This window comes from Chryseobacterium sp. ON_d1 (assembly GCF_006829085.1).
GTDB lineage: Bacteria > Bacteroidota > Bacteroidia > Flavobacteriales > Weeksellaceae > Chryseobacterium.
The window spans coordinates 241417-263156 of record NZ_BJTC01000001.1; the positions used below are offsets into that span (position 1 = coordinate 241417).

18 protein-coding genes and 1 tRNA gene are annotated in these 21740 nt (G+C 37.7%); 14 read left to right on the forward strand and 5 right to left on the reverse strand.

Annotated features, from left to right (window positions below):
* Nucleotides 1–20: 20 nt before the first annotated feature.
* From CRS_RS01010 to CRS_RS01060, 11 genes are all read left to right on the forward strand, one after another.
* Nucleotides 21–1532 carry an FAD-dependent monooxygenase gene (locus CRS_RS01010; RefSeq protein WP_142722239.1) on the forward strand — a complete coding sequence of 504 codons (1512 nt, stop codon included), beginning with the start codon at nucleotides 21–23 and terminating at the stop codon, nucleotides 1530–1532.
* Nucleotides 1529–1867 (forward strand): hypothetical protein, encoded by a 339-nt coding sequence (locus CRS_RS01015; RefSeq protein ID WP_142722240.1) that lies wholly within the window; start codon nucleotides 1529–1531, stop codon nucleotides 1865–1867. Before CRS_RS01010 ends, CRS_RS01015 begins: the two co-directional genes overlap by 4 nt.
* Nucleotides 1864–3771, forward strand: coding sequence for an acyl-CoA synthetase (locus CRS_RS01020; protein ID WP_142722241.1), 1908 nt, complete (start codon nucleotides 1864–1866; stop codon nucleotides 3769–3771). Before CRS_RS01015 ends, CRS_RS01020 begins: the two co-directional genes overlap by 4 nt.
* Nucleotides 3772–4734 (forward strand): fumarylacetoacetate hydrolase family protein, encoded by a 963-nt coding sequence (locus CRS_RS01025; protein ID WP_142722242.1) that lies wholly within the window; start codon nucleotides 3772–3774, stop codon nucleotides 4732–4734.
* Complete coding sequence (locus CRS_RS01030) at nucleotides 4724–5137, forward strand: VOC family protein (RefSeq protein ID WP_142722243.1); 414 nt, start codon at nucleotides 4724–4726, stop codon at nucleotides 5135–5137. Before CRS_RS01025 ends, CRS_RS01030 begins: the two co-directional genes overlap by 11 nt.
* 11 nt (nucleotides 5138–5148) lie before the next feature.
* Nucleotides 5149–5799, forward strand: coding sequence for a VOC family protein (locus CRS_RS01035; protein ID WP_142722244.1), 651 nt, complete (start codon nucleotides 5149–5151; stop codon nucleotides 5797–5799).
* Nucleotides 5800–5894: 95 nt separating this feature from the next.
* A complete protein-coding gene (locus CRS_RS01040) occupies nucleotides 5895–6227 on the forward strand; it encodes a hypothetical protein (RefSeq protein ID WP_142722245.1) in 333 nt (110 codons plus the stop codon).
* Nucleotides 6228–6279: 52 nt separating this feature from the next.
* Nucleotides 6280–6822, forward strand: a complete 543-nt coding sequence (locus CRS_RS01045) for a hypothetical protein (RefSeq protein ID WP_228451137.1) — start codon at nucleotides 6280–6282, stop codon at nucleotides 6820–6822.
* A 203-nt stretch (nucleotides 6823–7025) separates the two neighbouring features.
* The gene (locus CRS_RS01050) at nucleotides 7026–7589 is read left to right on the forward strand and encodes a dihydrofolate reductase family protein (protein ID WP_142722247.1); all 564 of its coding nucleotides are present in this window, start codon (nucleotides 7026–7028) and stop codon (nucleotides 7587–7589) included.
* 15 nt (nucleotides 7590–7604) lie between these two features.
* The gene (locus tag CRS_RS01055; RefSeq protein ID WP_142722248.1) at nucleotides 7605–8054 is read left to right on the forward strand and encodes a nuclear transport factor 2 family protein; all 450 of its coding nucleotides are present in this window, start codon (nucleotides 7605–7607) and stop codon (nucleotides 8052–8054) included.
* A gap of 252 nt (nucleotides 8055–8306) precedes the next feature.
* Nucleotides 8307–9611, forward strand: coding sequence for a Dyp-type peroxidase (locus CRS_RS01060; RefSeq protein WP_228451138.1), 1305 nt, complete (start codon nucleotides 8307–8309; stop codon nucleotides 9609–9611).
* Nucleotides 9612–9705: 94 nt separating this feature from the next.
* On the opposite strand, the gene CRS_RS01065 is transcribed toward CRS_RS01060, so the two are convergent.
* The gene (locus CRS_RS01065) at nucleotides 9706–10152 is read right to left on the reverse strand and encodes an SRPBCC domain-containing protein (RefSeq protein ID WP_228451139.1); all 447 of its coding nucleotides are present in this window, start codon (nucleotides 10150–10152) and stop codon (nucleotides 9706–9708) included.
* A gap of 473 nt (nucleotides 10153–10625) precedes the next feature.
* Here CRS_RS01065 and CRS_RS01070 point away from each other — a divergent pair.
* From CRS_RS01070 to CRS_RS01080, 3 genes are all read left to right on the forward strand, one after another.
* A tRNA-Lys gene (locus CRS_RS01070) sits at nucleotides 10626–10698 on the forward strand.
* A gap of 289 nt (nucleotides 10699–10987) precedes the next feature.
* Nucleotides 10988–12166: an alpha/beta hydrolase-fold protein gene (locus CRS_RS01075; RefSeq protein ID WP_142722251.1), complete on the forward strand. Its 1179-nt coding sequence runs from the start codon at nucleotides 10988–10990 to the stop codon at nucleotides 12164–12166.
* Between the two features lie 564 nt (nucleotides 12167–12730).
* Nucleotides 12731–13165, forward strand: coding sequence for a hypothetical protein (locus tag CRS_RS01080; RefSeq protein WP_142722252.1), 435 nt, complete (start codon nucleotides 12731–12733; stop codon nucleotides 13163–13165).
* Between the two features lie 208 nt (nucleotides 13166–13373).
* Here the strand turns inward: CRS_RS01080 and CRS_RS01085 are convergent, their stop codons facing one another.
* The 4 genes from CRS_RS01085 to CRS_RS01100 form a co-directional block, all read right to left on the reverse strand.
* Entirely contained in the window at nucleotides 13374–14081 is a 708-nt protein-coding gene (locus CRS_RS01085) for an IclR family transcriptional regulator (RefSeq protein WP_142722253.1), read from the reverse strand.
* Nucleotides 14082–14114: 33 nt separating this feature from the next.
* Entirely contained in the window at nucleotides 14115–14558 is a 444-nt protein-coding gene (locus CRS_RS01090) for a DoxX family protein (protein ID WP_142722254.1), read from the reverse strand.
* Nucleotides 14559–14642: 84 nt separating this feature from the next.
* A complete protein-coding gene (locus CRS_RS01095) occupies nucleotides 14643–15269 on the reverse strand; it encodes a type 1 glutamine amidotransferase domain-containing protein (protein ID WP_142722255.1) in 627 nt (208 codons plus the stop codon).
* 240 nt (nucleotides 15270–15509) lie between these two features.
* Nucleotides 15510–21707 (reverse strand): type I polyketide synthase, encoded by a 6198-nt coding sequence (locus CRS_RS01100; RefSeq protein ID WP_142722256.1) that lies wholly within the window; start codon nucleotides 21705–21707, stop codon nucleotides 15510–15512.
* Between the last annotated feature and the right edge of the window lie 33 nt (nucleotides 21708–21740).

Genomic DNA, 21740 nt, shown 5'->3' on the forward strand with positions numbered 1-21740 from the left:
TGCTGTATAAAAGCAAGGTAATGCAAGAAGATAAAGTAAATGATTACAAAGCATATGATATCATAGTATGCGGTTTAGGCCCTGTTGGGTTGCTTACCTGCAACACATTAGGTTTGCGTGGATACCAGGTTTTAGGTGTTGACAGATTTGAAAAAGCGTTTAGTTTCCCGAGAGCCATTCATATGGATGAAGAAATTGTTCGTATAGTGCAGTCTGTAGGCTTACTTGATGAATTGCTGCCACAGTTGAAGCCTTCAGGCGGTTTAGAACTGACTGATGAAAAATTCAATGTGCTGTTTCGTGCTAAAAGCGTTTTTCCGGGAGGCTTTTCTTCTGATCATTTTTTATTTCTGCAACCCGAACTGGAAACTATTTTACGCAATGGTTGCAAACGCTTTCCCAATGTCAATCTTGTTTATAAGGACATTACTGATTTCGAACAAAGCAATGACGGGATAACCGTTTTTTCAAATACCGAAAGATTGGCATCTGCAAAATACATGATCGCTTGCGATGGTGCCAACAGTTTTACCCGAAATAAATTAGGTATTAACCGGGAAGATTTAAGATTTGATAAAGACATTTTGAAAATAGATGCGTTGGAAGTAGTCCCCACGCCGGATCAATATAATACTGTTCAAAAAATATGCAGCCATAAGAAACCCTGGGTAAGGATGAATGGTATAAGCAACCACAAGCGCTGGGAATTGAATTATACAAATGGTCTGAGCAAAGAAGAAATCCAGAAGCCCGAAAAAATCAAACAGCTTTTGTCTGAAATAGGTGCGGATACCGGCAACCTGCAAATCCAGCATGGGGTGTTATATTCTGTGAAAAGTGTTTTGGCAAAAGAGTGGCAGCGTGGAAACATCATTTTGGCTGGTGATGCTGCACACACCACACCGCCTTACACCGGGCAGGGTATGGCAGCAGGTTTCAGGGATGTAATGAACTTTACCTGGAAATTGGATGCTGTTCTCCAAAAGCAGTGGCCTGATTCCATCCTCAAAACCTATCAAACGGAACGATATCCACATGTAAAGTTTAATATCCGATTGGCAATTCTGGTAGGCTGGATCTTTACAACACGGCTTTGGATGGTGTTGAAAGTGCTGTCAAAAATCCCATTGATCAAAGGTTGGCTGCTCAATTTTCATTTGCCAAAAAATCCGCTGGGAAATGGGTTCTGGGGTACAGGAAAAGCGAAGCGTTATCTGTTTCCGCAAGTGAAAATTGACCCAAACAGATATTCCGATATGCTTTTATCGAATGAATGGACATTGGTATCAATCGGTAAAAGCAGAGCGCCACATATTGCTGGCCTCTGCGAAAAATTAAAATTGAAATATGTAGTATTTGACACCGAACCTTATGCTGAAGAGTTACGGAAATGGGCGGAAAGAAAAGCTTATTATTTCATTGTCCGTCCCGATCTGTATGTATTCTCATCAGGTAACAGTGCTGAAAAACTGTGCAGGGAATTTCAACTAAAAATGAAAAATATATCATCAGCACCAACAAAAAAGATATGATAACTTCAATCACATACAGCATTGCTTTCATTTTTGGTTTGGCAATGATCAGCAAATTGATGGGCAAATCAAAGCCGACTTTTCAAAAGGCAGGTTACAGTACAGCATCCATGTATATCGTCGCTGTTTTACAAGCCATTCTTACAGCAGGTTTATTTACGCAATACTACGCTTTGTGCTCGGCTATTGGTTTGTTGCTTATTATGGCAGGTGTCTTTTATACCTTAATCAAAATAAAAGAAACCTGGCAGAGCTATATATTGGCTGTTTTGGTCACGGTTTTATTGGTTGCATTAGTCAGCTTATCAGTAATTAAACAGATTAATAAAATATGAATATAGCAAACAGAAAAGATGTCCAGGATTTTGAGCAGAAGCCATTACCTGATTTGCCAGACAGCACTTACGAAGCGGTTGCCCTAAATGCTACGAAATATCCGAATCGTGTTGCATTAAAGTTTTTCCTGCAGGGCACTAAGTTCAAACATTCGGCAGAGTGGACATACAAAGAGATACTCAAAAAAATTAATGCCACAGCCAATATGTTCCGTGATTTAGGCATTCGAGATACCGATGTTGTTTCCTACATTTTACCTAATTCTCCCGAAACCGTTTTTACACTTTTTGGCGCAGAAACCGCAGGCATTGTGAATGCTGTAAATCCGTTGTTGCAACCCTCGCAAATGGCGGAGATTATGAATGCAGCAGGCACAAAAGTTTTGGTTACGCTGTCACCATTCCCTAAAACCGATATTTGGGAAAAAGTATCGGGCATTTTTGCTGATGTACCCACTTTACAGACAGTTATCACCGTAAATCTTGCCCGATATCTAGATTTCATTCCAAAAATAGCTGTACAGCTCACAGTCAAAAAGCCCAGAACATCGCATAACATCCGCCTTTTGGATTTTCACAAAACGGTAAGCCAGTATCCGGAAGATCATCTTTCTTTTCAGCGTACTTTTTCACCCGATACTATTGCTTCTTACTTTCATACAGGGGGTACAACAGGCAAACCGAAAATAGCACAGCACACCCACCGCAATGAAATTGCCAATGCATGGTCGCTTATGAATTGGGCTGATTTAACCGGCTACAAAACACTGCTTTGTGGTTTACCGTGGTTTCATGTTAATGGCGTTATTGTTACAGGCATCGCGCCGCTTTTAAGTGGTGGCTGCATTTTGTTGGCAACACCGTCAGGCTATCGGGGTGAAGGCGTTATCAAAAACTTTTGGAAAATTGTAGAGCATTACAAGATTTCCTTTTTCAGTTCCGTGCCTACTGTCCTGCAGATGATACTGGAGACACCAATGGAGAGGGAAGACATTCGCAGCCTGGAGTATGCTTTGTGCGGTGCGGCTCCTTTGCCGGTTAAATTGTTCAACGACTTTGAAGCAAGTACCGGAGTAAAGATCATAGAGGGCTACGGGTTCACAGAAGGTGCCTGTGCTAATTCTGCCAATCCTGCTTTCGGTAAGCGCAAAGTAGGGTCTATTGGTCTGGCGTTGCCACACCACCAAATGAAAATTGTGGTTTTGGAGGAAAAAACAGGACAATATATGCGTGATGCCGAAACAGATGAAATCGGGATCATTGTCTGCAAAGGCATCAACATTTTCCCCGGTTACAAAGAAGCCCGGCACAATGAAAATATATGGATTAATGACGGAAATGATGTTTGGTATAATACAGGTGACACAGGCAAACAAGACGCAGATGGCTATTTTTGGATAACAGGCCGTAAAAAAGAGCTGATCATTCGTGGCGGGCACAACATTGACCCAAAAGCCATTGAAGAGCCATTGTCGCAACATCCGGCTGTTGCAATGGCAGCAGCTATCGGCAGTCCCGATAAGCGGGTAGGCGAAATGCCTGTTGCCTTTGTGCAGCTCAAACCCAATCAGCAGGTTTCAGAAGAAGAACTGAGAACTTTTGTACAGGAAAACATTGCCGAAAAAGCAGCAATACCAAAAGAAATTTTTATTGTAGAAGTCATTCCGCTTACCGCGGTAGGTAAAATTTTCAAGCCCGGGCTTACACAAACTGAAATAAAAAGGGTGTTCAGCAATGAATTGAAATCTATCAGCGAAATCGAAAACTTTGAAATTAATGTAGACCAGACACCTCAATGGGGTATGGTGGCATACATTACCACAACAGGAAAAAATCCTGGTATCATTGCCGAAAAGGTAAAGGATGCATTAGGAAATTACACGGTTAAATATCAATTAAAGTAAATGGTTATGGGAATATCAATCGTAAAATACAAAAAAAATGGCAACACCCTGTGGGGGATTCTATCTGGCGAAAAAATTTCGCAACTTGTTCTTCAACCTCCTAATTTGATGGCAATCATAGAGGCACCACAGACTTATCTGATTGACAAAAATTTGGAAAAGGAAACATTTGATTTTCAACAAGTAGAAATCCTTGCGCCGGTTTCGGGTCCATTGCGGGTGCTGTGCCAGGGCGTAAATTATGCTTCTCACCGCAAAGAATCAGGCTTGAGCAGCCAATCAAGCGGCAATGTACTGTTTACAAAAGATTCAAGTTCCATTACCGGAGCTTTCAGCCCCGTGATCCGTCCCAAAGACTGCCAATGTCTGGATTATGAAGTAGAGCTGGGTTTAATCATCAGGAAAGATATTACTCAACCTGTAAAAATTACCGAAGCCAACTTACATGAGTACATTGCGGGCCTTGTGCTGGCCAATGATTTTTCAGCAAGAGACCTGCAATACAAAGATGATTATGCACAGTGGTATAAAGGCAAAAGTTGCCGGACCTTATTGCCTTTGGGGCCTGTTTTTTATCTGCTGGACAAAGAAGAGTTCAATTACCTGAACAATCTTACTATTCAGCTTTGGGTCAACGACCAGCTTCGGCAGGAAGCCAATACTTCTCAGCTTATTTTCAAACCCGCCGAAACGCTGACCGAAATTTCAGAATTTCAAGACTTGTCCGCAGGTGATCTGCTTTTGACAGGCACGCCGGGAGGAGTTGTGATAAAAGCTCCAGGCAAGTTTCTGCAGGGGATTGCAACGTGGCTGCTGAGCAATGAAAAAAAAGTAAATGTGCTCCGTAAAAAGAAAGCTGATTATCTGCAAGACAATGATATTGTAAAAACAAAGATCTATTCGGCTGATGGGAAAATTGATTTACGTACTCAACTCAACAAAATTATTTCTTATGGTTTCTAAATTACAGCACCATGTTTTTTATGTAGAAGATCTGAAGCGTTCAAAAGATTTCTACATGCAGTTATTCGACCTGCAGTTTTCAGCACTCAATCATCCTGACAGCAGTGCCGCAATGAAAATATCAAAACAGGAAATGCATTTCTTCAGTTTCGGGTTTTACCACCACGACATTTGCATGGTAAAGCACCATAAATTAAAAATGGATAACCATTCTATGTTACATTATTCAATGGTAGTGCAGGATAAAAACGGTTTTGGAAAAATAAAGCAACAGGCTGAAGCCATGAGCATTCCATTACGGGAAGGGAGGATGTTGAAATCGGCACAAATGCAGCCTGATTGGCTGGCGTTCTGTTTTCAGGATCCTGACAGACATTGGATAGAAATTTTATGGAAACCTTAAATACAAAGAAGATGAGACAAAATACATACATACCGCCCAATGTTATTTCACCATTTAAGCAAAAGATCTCGTTTTTGCTGCGCAAAAAATGGATAAGAGAATTAGTGTTGTTGCCAGGCACTGTTACCGGCAAAAGGTTTTCTAATAAAACCGCCGATTACGGAGTGTTTAAACCATCATTGATTTCGCATTTAGACCAGCTTTCAATATATGTGCAAAGTATTGAGGATAGCCGGAAATGGTATAGTGACCTTGTGGGATTAAGCACAAGCCGGATAACTGAAACAGAACCGCATCCATTCAAAGAAGGATATACTATCCGATGCTGTTATATGAGTGCTGACGAACATGAAGAATGCCTGGTGCTGATTGAGGAAAGGAATGGGCAGGGGGAAATTACCATTCCTTCTGGAATGAGCTTTTTTCATTTTGCGTTTGAAGTAAGTGGAAACCGCTTGGAAGATGTGAAAAATTTTGAAAAACAAGCCAGGGAAAAAGGGTATATACCTAATTACGGAACTGTAACCCACAACGATAAACCGCCCATGGGAGATGGTGAAACAGGGGGTAACACTGCTGTTTATTTCTATGATCCTGACTGGAATAATGTAGAGTTCTGCGGAACGATGGATACGATTGAGAATTATAAAAGGAAAAAATAATTTTCAGCCAAAAGTGTTTTTTTAGATATCTAAAAGAGATGCAGGAAATAAAGATTGATCTTTGTGTCATCAATTAACTTAAAAAAAAATAAAAAATGAAAAAACTTATTGTATTGGTATTCTCCATGTTTTTTGCCGCCCTATCTTTTGCCCAAACTGCAAAAGATGATTTTACAGGAAAATGGAAAACTGAAGATGGCGTTACCATCACTACTTCCAATAACAACGGAAAAATTTCAGGTTTGGATCCCAAAGGCCGTCCTACGCTCTATAATGTACGCTTTGAAAAAAAGGAATGGAAGGGAAATGTAGAAAATCATGAGACAGGACAGAAAGGAAACTGTGAAATTTATCTGGAAGGGAAAAAGCTGAAAGTTGTAGCACACAAAGGTATTTTTTCAAAAACCATGTATTGGGTAAAACAGTAAACACTAAAATCATTTATTTTAATTAAATTTATATATCTCTAATTCAATGGGTATGAACATCAAACAACTCACACAGGATGCAGCATTAAAGCTGAAATTGTATTTAGCTACACTTGGTGAACCCTTAGAAAAATCACACGACGTGATTACCGATGCCGATGCCGGGCTACGCAGTGGCAACCTTTCGGAATTGACTATTATCACTGACTTAAAACCCGAAGGAGCAAGAAACCTTAAGTTGATATTTGAAACATTAAAAGGCAATCTTACGGGAGCTAAAAAAGTGGGTACACTGCACGATATGCGTTTTGTATTTTTAGAAAATGACACCAAGCTGCTTTTCTGTACTTGCTATGACGGTGATTGGGATACCTATATCAATGACTTTGCCACCAAAATACCGGAGATGATGGATTTGATTTTTGGAAATATTGAAGGATGGCCCGGTATTAAGTCGCCCACAGTAAAAGAATTTATACTCAGCAAACAAATTACAGCTTCTGCCTGGTTTGTAAGTCACCCTAACCTTACCGTTGCCGATATTACAAGATTAGAAAAGATTGGTGACGGTCTGAATAAACTTTTGGAATTATAAGTTTCAAAAAAAATGCAATGAAGTCAGAATATATTTTGTTTTCGGAAGAAGCGCAGATTAATGGGAAAGAACGGAAAGAACCCAGAATGCTGAAAGAACTTTTTTTGGTAAAATTTTACATGCATTAAGCAATAGTGTCGCTTTGGGGTCAAATATTTAACATCAGTAACAAATCATAATCAACAATAAAAAAATAGAATTGTATGAGGAAAATAATTTCATTTATGCATATATCGCTTGACGGCTTTGTAGCAGGACCGAACGGAGAAATGAACTGGATTAACGTTGATGAAGAAATTTTTGATCATGTTGGCGAACGGATAAGCAAGACAGACACTGCATTGTATGGACGAGTTACTTATCAGATGATGGAGGCTTACTGGCCAAACGCAGGAGATAAGCCGAACGCATCCCAACACGACATCCACCACTCAAAGTGGTATAACAAGGCTCACAAAATTGTTTTATCAAAAACATTGAATGATGCAGGTTTGACAAATACAACGATTATCAGTGATGACCTTTCCAACGAAATCAATAAAATAAAGCAAGGGGCAGGGAGTGAGATCCTGATTTTCGGTAGCCCGACAGCAACACATTCACTTATTCAACAGAATTTAATTGACGGCTACTGGTTGTTTGTTAATCCAATTATTCTTGGACAGGGCATTCCATTGTTTATAGACATCAAAGACAAAATAAATTTAAAACTCCTGGCTACCCGGCAATTTACTTCCGGGGTAACCGAACTTAATTACACCCTTTAAAAGAAATAATCTAAGATGAAAAAGAAAATAGAACAAGCAGACAGAACCCATCCAGCTTTTAAAAATAAAAATGCTGATCCTTTTTACAACATCGTAATGGAAGGTTTGGCAGATGAAGTTGATGGAGAACATTTTTGGGATGCCGTTGCGGAAGATGCGGTGTTTGAATTTCTATACAATTTTGAAGGATTTCCCAACAGGCTTGAAGGGCGTAAAGTTTATATGGACTGGTTCAGTGGATATGGTAATGTCCTGCATTCTGCTGATGGTCTGCGCGTGTATAAATCTGCAAACCCAGCTAATGTAATTATTTTGGAGTATGCGGTACACGGTAATGTTCCTTCAACAAAAAAAGAATACCACAACCGCTTTTGTTCAATCATAACGATTAAAGACAGAAAAATAATTCATTGGCGTGATTATATGGACTCCCTTGCAGTAGTGCTTTCAAGTTCGCGTGATTAACAGCAAGCTGCCAAAGCACCATCTATAGCATTGTATTGGTGTCATGTCAGTGGACATTAAATGTAACTTCTTTATCCATCTTCGGTTCGGGCTGGACGCTATGAATTGAACAGTAAATAACAATTAACTTTTAAGCATCATTCTTGGCTGACATTCTTCAAATTCCGCAACATCATCAATGCTTCAACATTAATAATTAATAGTCTTATGTTCTTAAAAAAAATATTCAAACGGACTGCCGAAAAAATAGACTTGAAGGATATTCAAGCTATTATATTGCGTGACAGACCATTACCTTATCATGGTGTCAATGTTTTTTTGGAAATTCTGGATACTGTTTCCGCTAAGGCATTTTTGAAAGAAATAGTTCCTTATGTTACCAGTGCAAAAAATTGGTGGGATAATGATGATGCCTGGCTTGCAATTGCCTTTACCTATGAGGGATTAAAGAAGCTTGAACTTCCGCAGTCTACCATTGAAAGCTTTCCGGAAGCCTTTAAAAAAGGAATGGCTGCCCACAGCGAAAAACTGATGGATATTAATGAAAACGCTCCCGGAAAGTGGGATTCCGTTTTTAAAGCAGCTAATAACCATATTGCCGTTTCGATCGTTGCAAAGAATATGGATGACCTGAACTCCAAAAAAGCATTTGCTCTTCAGGTATTGGAAAAATACCCAGGTGTTAAATTGTGTTTTCAAGCCGATTTTGATACTCCTATAGAAGGTAATTTCAATCATTTTGGTTTTCGTGATGGGATCAGTAATCCTGAAATTGAAGGCAGCGGGGCAGAGCAATTAAATTCAAAAGAACGCCCCATAAAGGCGGGGGAATTTATTTTGGGATATACTAACGAAGCTGGCAATCATTATCCTATGCCACAACCCACTGAGTTAGCCAGTAATGGGACATTTGTCATTTTTAGAAAATATCACAGTCATGTTGCAGCTTTCAATAAATACCTCAGCGAACAGGCAAAATCGAAAGATGAGCAGGACCTGCTGGCTGCTAAAATGATAGGCAGGTGGCGGAGCGGAGCCCCATTAAATATGTGCCCGTTTAAAGATAATGCCGAATTAGGGGCTGATGCTACAAAAAATAATGATTTTGATTTCAGTAATGACCAAAATGGTAAGGTCGTACCTTACTCAAGCCACATGCGCCGCATGAATCCACGTAACAGTAAAATGTCAGTAATGTCAGATGTAAACCTGCACCGCATTATACGAAAAGGCGTAGGATATGGACCTGCACTACCCAATGGCAGTATTAAGGACGATGGCAAAGAGCGAGGGCTTTATTTTATAGCGTTTAGTGCAAAAGCTATGGAGACCCTTGAGTTTTTACAAAAAGAATGGGTGAACAACGGGAATTTTGTCAGCCTCAAAAATGAAAGAGATCCTATGATAGGACTCAACGAAGGCAAAGGAACTTTTACGATGCCCGACAATCCTTTACCAAAGCGCTTTATTGGAATGCCGACTTTCATTACATTAAAGGGAGGCATGTACCTTTTTATGCCAGGAATCAAAGCTGTAAAGTGGATCAGTGAAATATAGGAATTACGATTTTTTCACGTCTACAGGATTGGCATTAGTCTCCACTAACAGGGTGTAATAACCTGATATACAAAACATTTTTTGTCATCAGATATCAAATATGCCGGGGCATATTTTCAGCTATTTCTTTTATGGTGAAAATAGTGGTCCGCCAAAAAAATTCAAAGTGTTTTCTAATCGTTTCTGTTGGAAAGTTTTCAATGTTTACGGTCAGCTGTGTTTGTCTATCAACGGATGTCAGAATAAATTCAATAACAGTATAGTTTTGTTTTTTGTCTACAAGTTTCGACACAGAACTGAGATGGCTGAAGCTTAATCTTTTTTCTTTGTCATATTGAAGTATAATTCCTTTATTTTCAAAATTGACATGATGAAATCCACGAATTAAAATGGGTGAATTAACTTTCCAGTCGGTCTGCACTTCTATATTCATTTCAGGATCGCCTAACCATTCTGACATTAATCTAGTGTCGGTCAAAGTCGTCCACAGCTTTGAAGGGCTGGAATTGATTTTAACTGATATGGAAAGTTGGTCTGTCATTTTGTAATGTTTTATGATGTTGTTTTATTGTTGTGGGAGATCTTCCATTACAATAACCAATTTATTGGTATAACAAAGCTACATGAAATTTCTATACATGGCTAACCTGGAAATATCTTTTGTATCGGTATCCTGTAATAGTTTTGAAAATATTTTTTAGATGCCATCAATAGGTTTTTCCTTACATTTTAAAGAAAGACGTTCGTGCTGGTACTAACGGGTGTAAATAAAAAATAGATTATTACTGAATCATCCGTTTTTTGTTTGTGACCGGGATGCACTGCTCATTTTTACAGGAATTGAAACTCAAAAATTATAGCAGCTGAAACAGTACGGAAATTTTTTGTCTCTGATTTCGTAAAAGTTAGCATTATTAAGGTGGTGAAATGCCTTAAAAGTATTGTAAATAAAGAAAAAGTTTCTATCTTTGCAGTCCCTTAAACAAAGGGATTTACTTGAAAAAGTAAGCGGCCGACTCGGTAGCTCAGCTGGTAGAGCAATACACTTTTAATGTATGGGTCCTGGGTTCGAATCCCAGCCGGGTCACTTAAGGAGATAACTGTTAAAGTTGTCTCCTTTTTTATTTCTTAAAAGCCTGAACAGAATTTTCTAAAAAGATGTTGTGTAGAGCAAGCTGTTTATTTTCAAGTCGTATTATTATCCCTTTTTGGTTTTGATTGCTTTTTAAATGAAGCTAGGGTTTTATCTCTTATTGATCGTCGAAATATGGGGTTGTGCTGAAACGGTGAGAGGCAGAACGGGATATAAGTGGGTAAGTTTTTCTTTTTATATTTGCTATATTTTGAATACCAGTAAGATATAAGATATAAAGCCTATGATTATAAATAGAAAAACCTTAGCTTATCAACTTATTTTAATAATTGTGCTGGTGGTATCAAGCATAAGTTTAAGCTATTCTCAGGAGCCGCTTCCAGTTAGGAATCAGATTAGTAAAGTATTCCATTCAAAAGTTTTAAATGAGGAACGTCAGTTTTGGATTTATCTTCCGGAAGGTTATGATAGAGGAGAAAAGCTGTATCCGGTAATTTATCTTTTGGATCCCGACCAAAACTTTGCCTATGTTACCGAAATGGAAAGATTTCTTTCTGATCGATATCGTATGCCTAAATCTATTGTTGTAGGAATAGTTAATACGGATAGGGTGCGTGATTTTACTCCGGTCCACTCCATGACCTTTCATGGAAAGTTTGACAATAGTTTGCGTAATACTGGCGGCGCAGAAAAGTTTTTAAGTTTCTTGAAGCAGGAGGCTATTCCTTTCATTGAATCTAATTTCAGAACAGTACCTTATCGTACACTGGAAGGACATTCCCTTGGAGGCCTGTTTTCACTGTACTGTAAGAAAGAGAAGCCTGAGTTATTCCAATCATATATTATCATCAGCCCAGCCATTTATGACGGAAATACTGCAATTTTAAAGCAATTTCGCGGAGCATTACAAAAGAATGGGAATCATACTAGTTATTTATATCTTTCCATTGGTGACGAGCCTGATGGCCTTGCTCCTGTTAAAACATTGCATGAGAGCCTGAAAAAATATGCAGATAAGAACTTGATTTGGTATTTTAAACAATATTCTGGTGAGGATCATTTCTCCGTAGGGTATCAGAGTATGTACGATGGATTAAAATTTATATATTCAAAATGGTATCTGAATCCCCGGGATGCTTCAATGGTGAAATCATATGAGGATATCAGAAATCATTTTGATGCTCTTTCGCGACAATATGGTTATCAGATCATTCCAGATGAAGATCTCGTTAATGAGAGTGGATACCAAAGGCTAAATAACAACGATTTTGTTAATGCTATCGAAATTTTCGCAGAGAATGTAAAAAATAATCCAAAGTCTGCAAATGCTTACGACAGTCTTGGAGAAGCATTTATGAAAAATGGGAATAAACATAACGCGATTGAAAATTATGAGAAATCAATAAAGTTAGATCCGGACAATCAGAATGCAATGTATATTTTGCAGGAGCTTAAAAAATAGTTTTTAGGAGTTAAAAGACAACCTCATTTCTATTGAAAATGATCTGATCATAATAAAATATTTATTATGTTGCTGTCAGAGCAAGGTAAAGTATTTGATAAAAATTCAAGGAGTTCTTTTCTTTTCAAATAACAAATCATATGATTTTTCTTATTGGAGATTCAAGGTCTATCGTCCTGTCCACTATGAATGGTGATCTGTATGAAAACAGTAATCATTGGATTACTAAATCCACAATACCACTGAAGAGAAGTATTAAGAAGAGAAGTATTAATATGATGTTTAAATTACTTCTTGACATCTTTAATCCTAATAAATATCTGAATATATCAATAGTCCATAAAAAGTGGTTTTAATGAATAATAACTCTTGCTTTACCATGGATATTTAAACTGTTTAATCAACGAATGGTGTCTATTTTTGAAGTTTTTATTTCAATATGGATTATAAATCACATTTTTTGTGATATTTTTAATGCGTGAGAGGGCAGCCTGTACAAAAAATACTCCCAAACAAAGAACAGAGATCATAAATTTAATAGAACAAGAATCTAAAAGATAAATTATGAAAATACTTAATGGAATGATTTCTTTTTTATTATTTGCTTTTATCGGATGTACAAGTGTTACTACTTCTGAAAAGTATGGTATCGAGGCGGAAGTTGTTGATAATGTGAGATCTAAAGTGCTAATTGAAAAATTTAACGCATATGATAAAAATAAATCATTTTTGACTTTTACATCCGAATTCGATAATTTTATAACGGTTAAAAACGGAGATAGTTTGATTATTAATAAAAGGGGTAAAACCGCACCGATGCTTGGGTTTACAGCTGCCTGCATAATTGTAAACAATAAAGATGTTGTGATTACTATCGATAACAAACAAGATATAAAACTGAATAAGGAACAATTACCAAAATATAAGTTTATCTATATAGGAAAAGATAAAAAGCGCTATACAGTTGAATATACAAACTTAGCCAAGTCTTTTTTGTAATTATATTGGAGACCGATTGCTTATCATTGTACATACTCTCAAAAAATAGTAAAAGCAGTCTTTAAGAACTGCTTTTTGATGTTTATTAAATTTAAAAATGAGAAATGCAATCAAAGTAAAATCAGAGATGATATCTAATTTTATCTATGGTTACTAAACCTGAAATCCAGCTTATATAAGATTCTTTTTTTTGTAGGTAACGCTTGTTTTAAAACTCTATTTTAGATAAGTATGATTGAATAAGCCTGACAGCTTTGAACATTTCATGTTGATTGAATGTATCGGACGACCCTGATATACCAATGGCTGCGACCAGACGCATTCCTTCGAATATAGGAACAGCAATACAATTTTGTCCCTTTTTGAACTGCTCAGTTTCAATAGCAAAACCATTCTGCTGAATGAATGCTATTTTTTCATTTAATAACCTTAGATCTTCCTTTGAGCAGTTTTCTCCTGATACCATCTTTTTTAAATGCATAGAATACGTGATAAAAATATTTCCCAATGCAGAATTTTTGAGATGCGTATCTTTACCTGGCTCCAGAGAAATTTTAACATTACGATCAGGCTCACAGATAAGTTCGTGACATATTGAACTTCCTTTCTGAACTGTTAAATAAGAGGTCTCTCCCGTTTTTTCAGTTATTTTTTTCAGAATAGGGCGGAAATATTGCTTTAATTTAAAAACATCTGCAGATGGGGGGATTAGATTCTTAATATTAGAATTAATCCTATATCTTGGTGTTCCATCATTTTTTTCCATGTATCCCAGTTCAGTAAACGTTTTAAAAAAGCTATGAACCGTGTTTTTCTTCATATCCAATGAATTGGCTACATCCTGAAGACGAACATTATTTCCATTTTGAGCAACATATTCCAAGATTAATAACGCTTTTCTTACAGATTCTATCATTTTTTATTATTTACGTATTAAAATACCTAAGTATCATTTATCAATTACTTTCTTTATTTTTTTATGAGAGAGAAAAGATGGTAAACTATGTTTTCCAGATCCATACTCTATGAGGGTATACAACATAATAATATAATATACATTTATTTCATATCCATTGTTTGCCGCGGAAAAGCCATTCCCCAGGTGGGCTGTAAAAATAGCAGTCAGCATTACAAAAATTAAAATAATGGACGTACTTCTTGTAAATATACCTAATATAAGGAAAACTGACCCAATCAGCTCTATACATCCTGACAACCATGTATTAACAACTGGAAATGGAATGCCGATACTTTCAAACCACATAGCATTGGACGGAGCATCTAATATTTTCATAAAACCAGCATTATAGAAACCATATCCGACAATTAGCCTTATTAATAGTAATGAAACACCCTTCATCGTTTCTTTTATTTTAAAATTTTCTAGTATCATTTTTTATTTTTTAATCATTATTAATTTCGAATTCTGAATAACACATTATTATTACTGTTCCTATTAAACAGGTTACAGTGTTTGTCATTTATTTTCTAAAACTGAAATAATAGCTTCTGCTACAAGTCTTCCAGATGCCGGATTTTGTCCTGTGATCAGTTTTCCATCAATTACTATATGAGATTTCCAGGGAGCTGCAGAACTGTATTTAGCTCCTCTTTCTATTAACGCTGTCTCTAAAAAAAAGGGAGTGTCTGTCTGATAATCTTTTTCTTCCTGGTTGCTAAGACAAGTCAGGTATTTTCCTTTTATCAGATATTCGTTATTGCTTAACTTGATATTGAGCAAGCAAATGGGGCCGTTGCATATTAATCCAATTACAACTCCTTTTTCATACATATTGAGTAAAAAATTCTGCAGTTTCCTATTATTTATCATGTGAGCAAGCCCTCCCGGAATATAAACAGCACTATAATTTTCTACATTGATTTCTTCGAGAGAAAATGTTTTCTTATAATACCCTCCATTGAGAAAACTAATATCAAGCAGATCGTTTGTTCTACTGATTCTGGATAGACTTTGTTCCTGGCTTACCGCAAAGTCAACTGAATATTTATTTTTTATAAAAATAAAATAAGGACGAAATGTTTCAGTGAGAAAACTTCCTAAAGAATTGTTACAGGGAATAACAAATAAAATCTTTCTTTTCATAATACCATTACTTTTTTTGACAAATTTTAGTAATTGCAGGTTGTTTCTCAAGTATTTGGAAGTAAAGGCTTTAAAAGTTCTGAACAAAAGAACTTTTAAACAATTTCTGATATTATTCTGCAGATTGGCATTGAATACTGCAGATCAACCGGCAAATAAAAAATCTGGATTTTCACAATTATTGAAAATCCAGATTTAACTATTGATAGCAAGGTAATCCCAGTTACAGAACCTTCATGGTTATTTTAATGCAGATTTATGAATGAGGATCTTTGCTTTAGTAATCTGTGCCAGCTGGACAATAGTAGTCGCGCCAAGTATTTCCATAATGGATAAATTAATGCCCATTTTAGATTGAATGGCTACAACTAATTCAACTGACATTATAGAATCAAATCCAAGATCTGTTAATTTGGTATCGGGAGTTAAAACATCTTTATTCCCTCCGGTAATCTCAGCAATTAAATCCTTGATCCCTTCTATCATAGTATCATCCCATTTTGTCTCTTCCATGGTAAAAAGATGACGTACAAAAGGAGATGAAGATTCGTGCTGTTGTTTATCAAGCAAGCCGCTTAATCTTTTCCAGGAACCCGGAAGTGAGTCTGTCATTGTATTCCAGTCTACATCGATAATGCCAATATGATTCTGGAAATTCTTTAGGGCATCACCCATGATGTTGAGTCCGAATACCGGAGATATAAGTTTAAAACCAATATTATTCAAATGTGTCTGTGCCATTTTTGTTCTTGCTACCATACCTGTTTCGGCAATAGCCCCCCAGCTGATGCTGGTTGCCGGCAATCCCTGTCTTATCCTGTCTAATGCAAGTCCATCTAAAAAGGAGTTGGCTGTAACGTAAGCCAGCTGTCCCGGATTACCTGTGTAGCTTAATCCGGATGAATAGCATACAAAAAACTTTAACGGGATATCTTTGGTTTGCTCATGGAGGTATAATGCACCTTGTGCTTTAGGCAGAAATACCTTGTCAAAAACAGCTGGGGTAATTGTTTCCACAAGACAGTCTTCAAGTACAGCTGCTGCATGAATAATACCAATCAAATGCAGATCTTTCTCAGCAGAAAAACGTACAGCACTTTTAACAGAATATTCATCGGTAACATCTAATTGAAGTGGATAAACTCTACAGCCGTAGGATTCTATTTTTTCCTGGATCGTTTTTTCCTCATGAGCGATCTGGCCTTTTCTGCTCGCCAGAATCAGATGTTTCACCCCTTGTTCTGCAAACCATAGCGCAGTTCTCAGTCCAAAACCACTACAACCTCCGGTGATTAAAACACTTTCATCTTCCTTAAAGCTTAAGCTTTCTTTTACTTCAGGAACGGTTTCAAGTGTCTGGTCTGTAAAATCGATGACTGCTTTTCCGGAATAAGTCCCGGAAGCTAATTTTTTAAATGCTTCCCTGCTCTGTCCTGCCATAAAAACCTCATAGGGAAGTGGTGGCAATTGTTTTTCAGAATAAGCCTGAAGGAAGTTGTCAAAAGAATCCCGAAAACGAAGAGGTGATATGAGGAAACTTTTATCAAGATCGAAAGCAATAAACTGTATACTTTTGTTGAAGGGAAGAAGTGATAATTTATAATTGCTTGTAATGTCCTGTTTGCCTATTTCTATAAACCTTCCTGAAGTACGGATAAGACGTAAGCTTCTGTGTAAAGCAGGGCCAGCCAGTGAATTTAATACCATATCAACCCCTTCTCCATTAGTATCCCTTAATATTTCGTCATAAAAATTTAGTGATCTTGAATCATACAGGTGTTCAATGCCCATTTTTTTCAATAGCGCTCTTTTTTCATCAGTACCCGCAGTTGCAAATACTTTTGCCCCCTTACTTAATGCTATATTGCAAGCGGCCAATCCTACACCGCCTGCGGCTGCATGAATAAGGATACGTTCTCCTTTTTGTAAATGTCCGAGTTCAATCAATGTAATCCAGGCAGTAAGGTAAACCAGGAAAGTTGAACTTTCCTGAAAAGAAATGTGGTCAGGCAACTTGTGTACAAAATCACGGTGTACATTAATATGGGTTCTCAAACCATTACCGTTGAAATAAACTCTATCCCCAACTTTAAATTCGGTAACGGATGGATGTAACCGGGTGATAATACCAGCGCCTTCCATTCCAAAATGAGTTCCGAAGAGGGTATTTTCCAGCGCTGCTTCATTTAATAGTCCCATTGCCTTCATAGCGTCTTTAAAATTAAGGGAAGATGCAGCGACTTCGATTTGTACTTCGTGGATGCCGGGGTTTTCAATTTCTATGTTTCTGAAAACCAGACTGTCAATTTTGCCTTTTTGTAATATATCGAAACTGAACGCCTGACCGGGCTTCTTCTTTGCTGCGCTTTTGGCTCTTTGCGGAAAAGAAACATCATCCAAAACCAATTTACCCTGATTCCATCCGGACTGTGTATAAATCAGTTCTTCTTCTTCAAATGAACTTTGTAAAAGTGTCTGTAATTCATTTTCATTCAGCGGACTTTGTATATCGATTGTTTTTAATTGTATATCAGGAGTCTCAATAGCAACTACCCTGGCAAAACCGGCCAGTGCTGTGTGATGGGGATTTATTTTCTCCACTACAGGAACCGTTTCATCAGCAAGACCATATTGTACCAATAGCAATAAACGCTTCAGATGTTTCTTTACACCCTGATGTTGCAGTAATGTAATCAGTTGATGGTAATCAGCTGAGGAATCAGTTTCACTATTTTTTTCCCCGCCAGATGCCAGATATAATAGCTGAAATTCTTTATTTTCTATTGAATCTAATTCACTGATCGGGACAAACTCAACAGGAAATGCGGGAGGAAAAGAAAGACTGTTAAATACCGAATAATCACCGGTAGCCAATAAGGGGATATTCACAAAATCATTATTCCCACTAAGCTGATATGGAGCAAAACTATATTTGTAGATCCAGTTTTGCTGTTGGCTGATCTCACTGCTGACCTGAGCCTTTTTACAGAATAAGCCCTGAATGTCAGCCAATATGTTTCCGTTTTGGTCGAGCAGCTGTAAATTTCCTGAAAGATTATTTATATTTTCTTCAGTGATCTGTGCTATACAATAGACGGTAGAAGGCAAAGGAGCAAACACCTTAATGCTATCAATTTTAACGGGTAAATAGGTTTTACCTGGATGAGTATTGGCTGACAGTAATAAAAGAGACTGAAATGCTCCATCCAGAATCGTAGGATGTAAAATAGACTGTGTATCTGATGTTTCTGTTGTTGTATTGTGTAAAACAGAAAAAATCTCATTGCCATTAAAAAATGAATAAGATGAAATCGTTTGAAAAGCTGCCTGATAATTTAATCCAATCGATGCAAAATAATTATAAGCGTCAGTTTTACTGAAGACATCAGGAAATAGGAGTAATGCATAAATGTCTTTGGCAGGTAAAGGAACAAATTTGTCCGAAGCCCATGCAATCCCTTTTGAATGAACGGTCCAGTTATCATTGATTTTAGATGAAATAGAATAAGCACCGTCAGAATTTAGCGCTGTAAAAAGCTCTGGAAATTCTCCCTCTCTAAAAGATAAAGGCGAGATGAATTCTATAAATTCAATAATGAATGTTCCTGAGTTTGACTTAGTGGATAGTACAGATAATATACTTTCTATATAGCCGGCTCCCGGAAAAATAATGCTGTTTCCGATCTGGTGGTCTTTGAGGTAGGATAGTGCCGGCCTGTTGACCTGTGTTTTCCAACAAATATCGGGACCTTCCAGTTTTTCTTGCAAAAAAGGATTTGGATTATTCTCACCAGTTAAGTAATTACTGATTTCAGCAGCTTGTGTCCAGCAATATTCTTTATCCCAGGCATAAGCAGGTAATCTGATCACCTGAGCTTTAAGCCCGGAATTTAACTCTACTTTAATACCAGCACCTATCAGTCCTTCTATATTAGTATTGATGGAAGCATTTTCTTCTGTGTGACGTTTTAAGGTGTAAAAAGTATTTACCCTTGTCCCTTTATCTGCGGCAATTTCTCTGATAGAACCGCTTAACACCGGATGAGGGCCAATTTCCATAAAATTGGTATATCCTTGCTGAATAAGCTTTCCAAGAGCCTGACTGAAAAATACCTCATACCGTATATTCATCCACCAGTAATCAGTATTATGGATCACTGAGTCTACAAGTTCGGCAGTTACAGTGGAGTATAATGGGATTGTAGGTAAAGTGGGCTTTACAAAGGAAAATGCTTCCATAGATTCCTCTTTCAATTCTTCAGCCTGTGAAGAATGGTAAGCAACTTCTACCCGTACAAATTTTGAGAAAACACCATCAATGGTGAGCTTTCTGTCGAGTAGGCTTAAGTCATTTTCAGTGCCGGCAATCGTTAGAGACTGAGGAGAATTAATGGTTGCTATTTCCAGATCAGGAAATGACTGCAGATAATACGTAGCCTTCTCAAAGCTTAGTCCTACGGACAGCAAGGTACCTTTCCCTGCTATTTTTTGAAGGATTCTCCCTCTTTGATACACCATGCGGACTCCGTCTTCCAATGTTATCGCTTTAGCAACCACTGCAGCAGCAACTTCTCCTACGCTATGCCCAATTATTGCATCCGGATGAACTCCTTTCGATGCCAGCATCTCGCTTAACCCTATTTGTATAAAAAAATTAGCAGGTTGAGCCAAATTGTTTTTTGTAATCTGAGATAGGGCCTCTGGCTTTTGCATTTCAGCAAGCAGTGAATAACCGGCAACAGCACTGTAAAGAGCGTCACATTTGTCCAGAGTATCTCTAAATATAGTATTCTCATTGTACAGCTCTTTTCCCATATCATACCACTGGGGCCCCATGCCTGTAAATACCCATACCAATCTTTGGTCATTGGTTGCAGATGCTTTAGGGTATTCCTCTTTCTGTAATTTTAGTTCCAGAGCATATATTAATTCCTCCTGGGTTTCAGCTTCCAGTAACCAGGCAAACTCGTGTATGGTTTTTCTCCGGGTTAAGGTATATGCTAAATTACTTAAGGATATATCCTTCTTATCTTCAAGGAATTGTAACAAATTAGAGGCATTTTCTTTCAGTGATTTTAATGATTTTCCTGAAATAACAAATTGATATGGCTGAGGTTGTTCTTTAGGAACAGGAGCAGAGATGGGATCGAACCCTGATAAAATGGCGTGACCGTTTGTTCCTCCATAACCAAAAGAATTGACAGCAGCATAAGCAGGCCGCGTTTTTGAATACCAGCTGTCTCCTTGTAGCGGAATATTGATGTTGAGCTGCTCAAAAGGTATATTGGTGGCCAGGGGCCCAAGATTCATATGAGGTAAAATTTCTTTGTTTTTCAGTACCAATGCAGCTTTTATAATTCCGGCAATACCGGAAGCCGCTTCTGTATGTCCGATATTTATTTTTACAGAACCGACAGGCAGGGGCGCTGTTCTATCTTTGCCATATATACTGCCTAAAGCTCCCAGTTCAATTGGGTCACCTGCTTTTGTGCCGGTACCGTGAGCCTCTATATAATCAATGGAAGCTGGAGAGATATTACCTGCCTTAAGAGCGTCTTTAATAACATTGATTTGAGCTTCCTGATTGGGAAGGGAGATCCCTTCTGTTCTTCCGTCCTGGTTAATTGCAGTGCTTTCAATTACAGCATAAATAATATCATTGTCTTCTATAGCTTTATCCAGCTCTTTTAATACGATCATACCGGCACCTTCACCTCTTCCATACCCGTCAGCCTGTTCGAAAAAAGCCTTGGAGCGGCCATCTTTAGCCAGATATTTTCCTTTGCTCATCAATATGCTGGCCACAGGATTGATCATTATATTGACTCCTCCTGCAATGGCAAGTTCAGTTTCATTATTTTTAATAGCCTGACAAGCCAGATGAACAGCTACCATAGATGAAGAACAGGCTGTATCAACGCTAAAGGAAGGGCCCATCAGGTCGAAAGTGTGGGATAGCCTGTTAGAAAGTAAGGTAGCTGTACCGGCCGTAGGTGTATGCGTGTTGATGTATCTCAAGGTGTCACCTGAAGTCCGTAACAATAAATTGTCCAGCATAAATCCTCCAATAAAGACTCCGGTTTTTGTTTTTTTGAGCATATGAATATCAAGCCCAGCATCGTCAAATGCTTCATATGCTATTTCAAGCAAAAGTTTTTGCTGAGGATCAAGTGTCATACTTTCCCTGGCAGAAATGCCAAAAAAATTATAATCAAAGTCATAAATACTTTCTTTCAAAAATGCCCCCCGTTTGGTATACATTTTTCCCGGGGCATCTTCATTTTGATCATAGAATTTGTCCAAATTCCATCTGTCTGCCGGAACATCAGTTACAGCATCTTTACAGTTTTTCAACTGATTCCAGAAACTTTCAGCATTGTTCATATTTCCGGCATATCGGCAACCAATTCCAATAATGGCAATTTTTTTTTGTTTCATATCTTATTTTAAATGATTAGGGTAAGTTTCTTC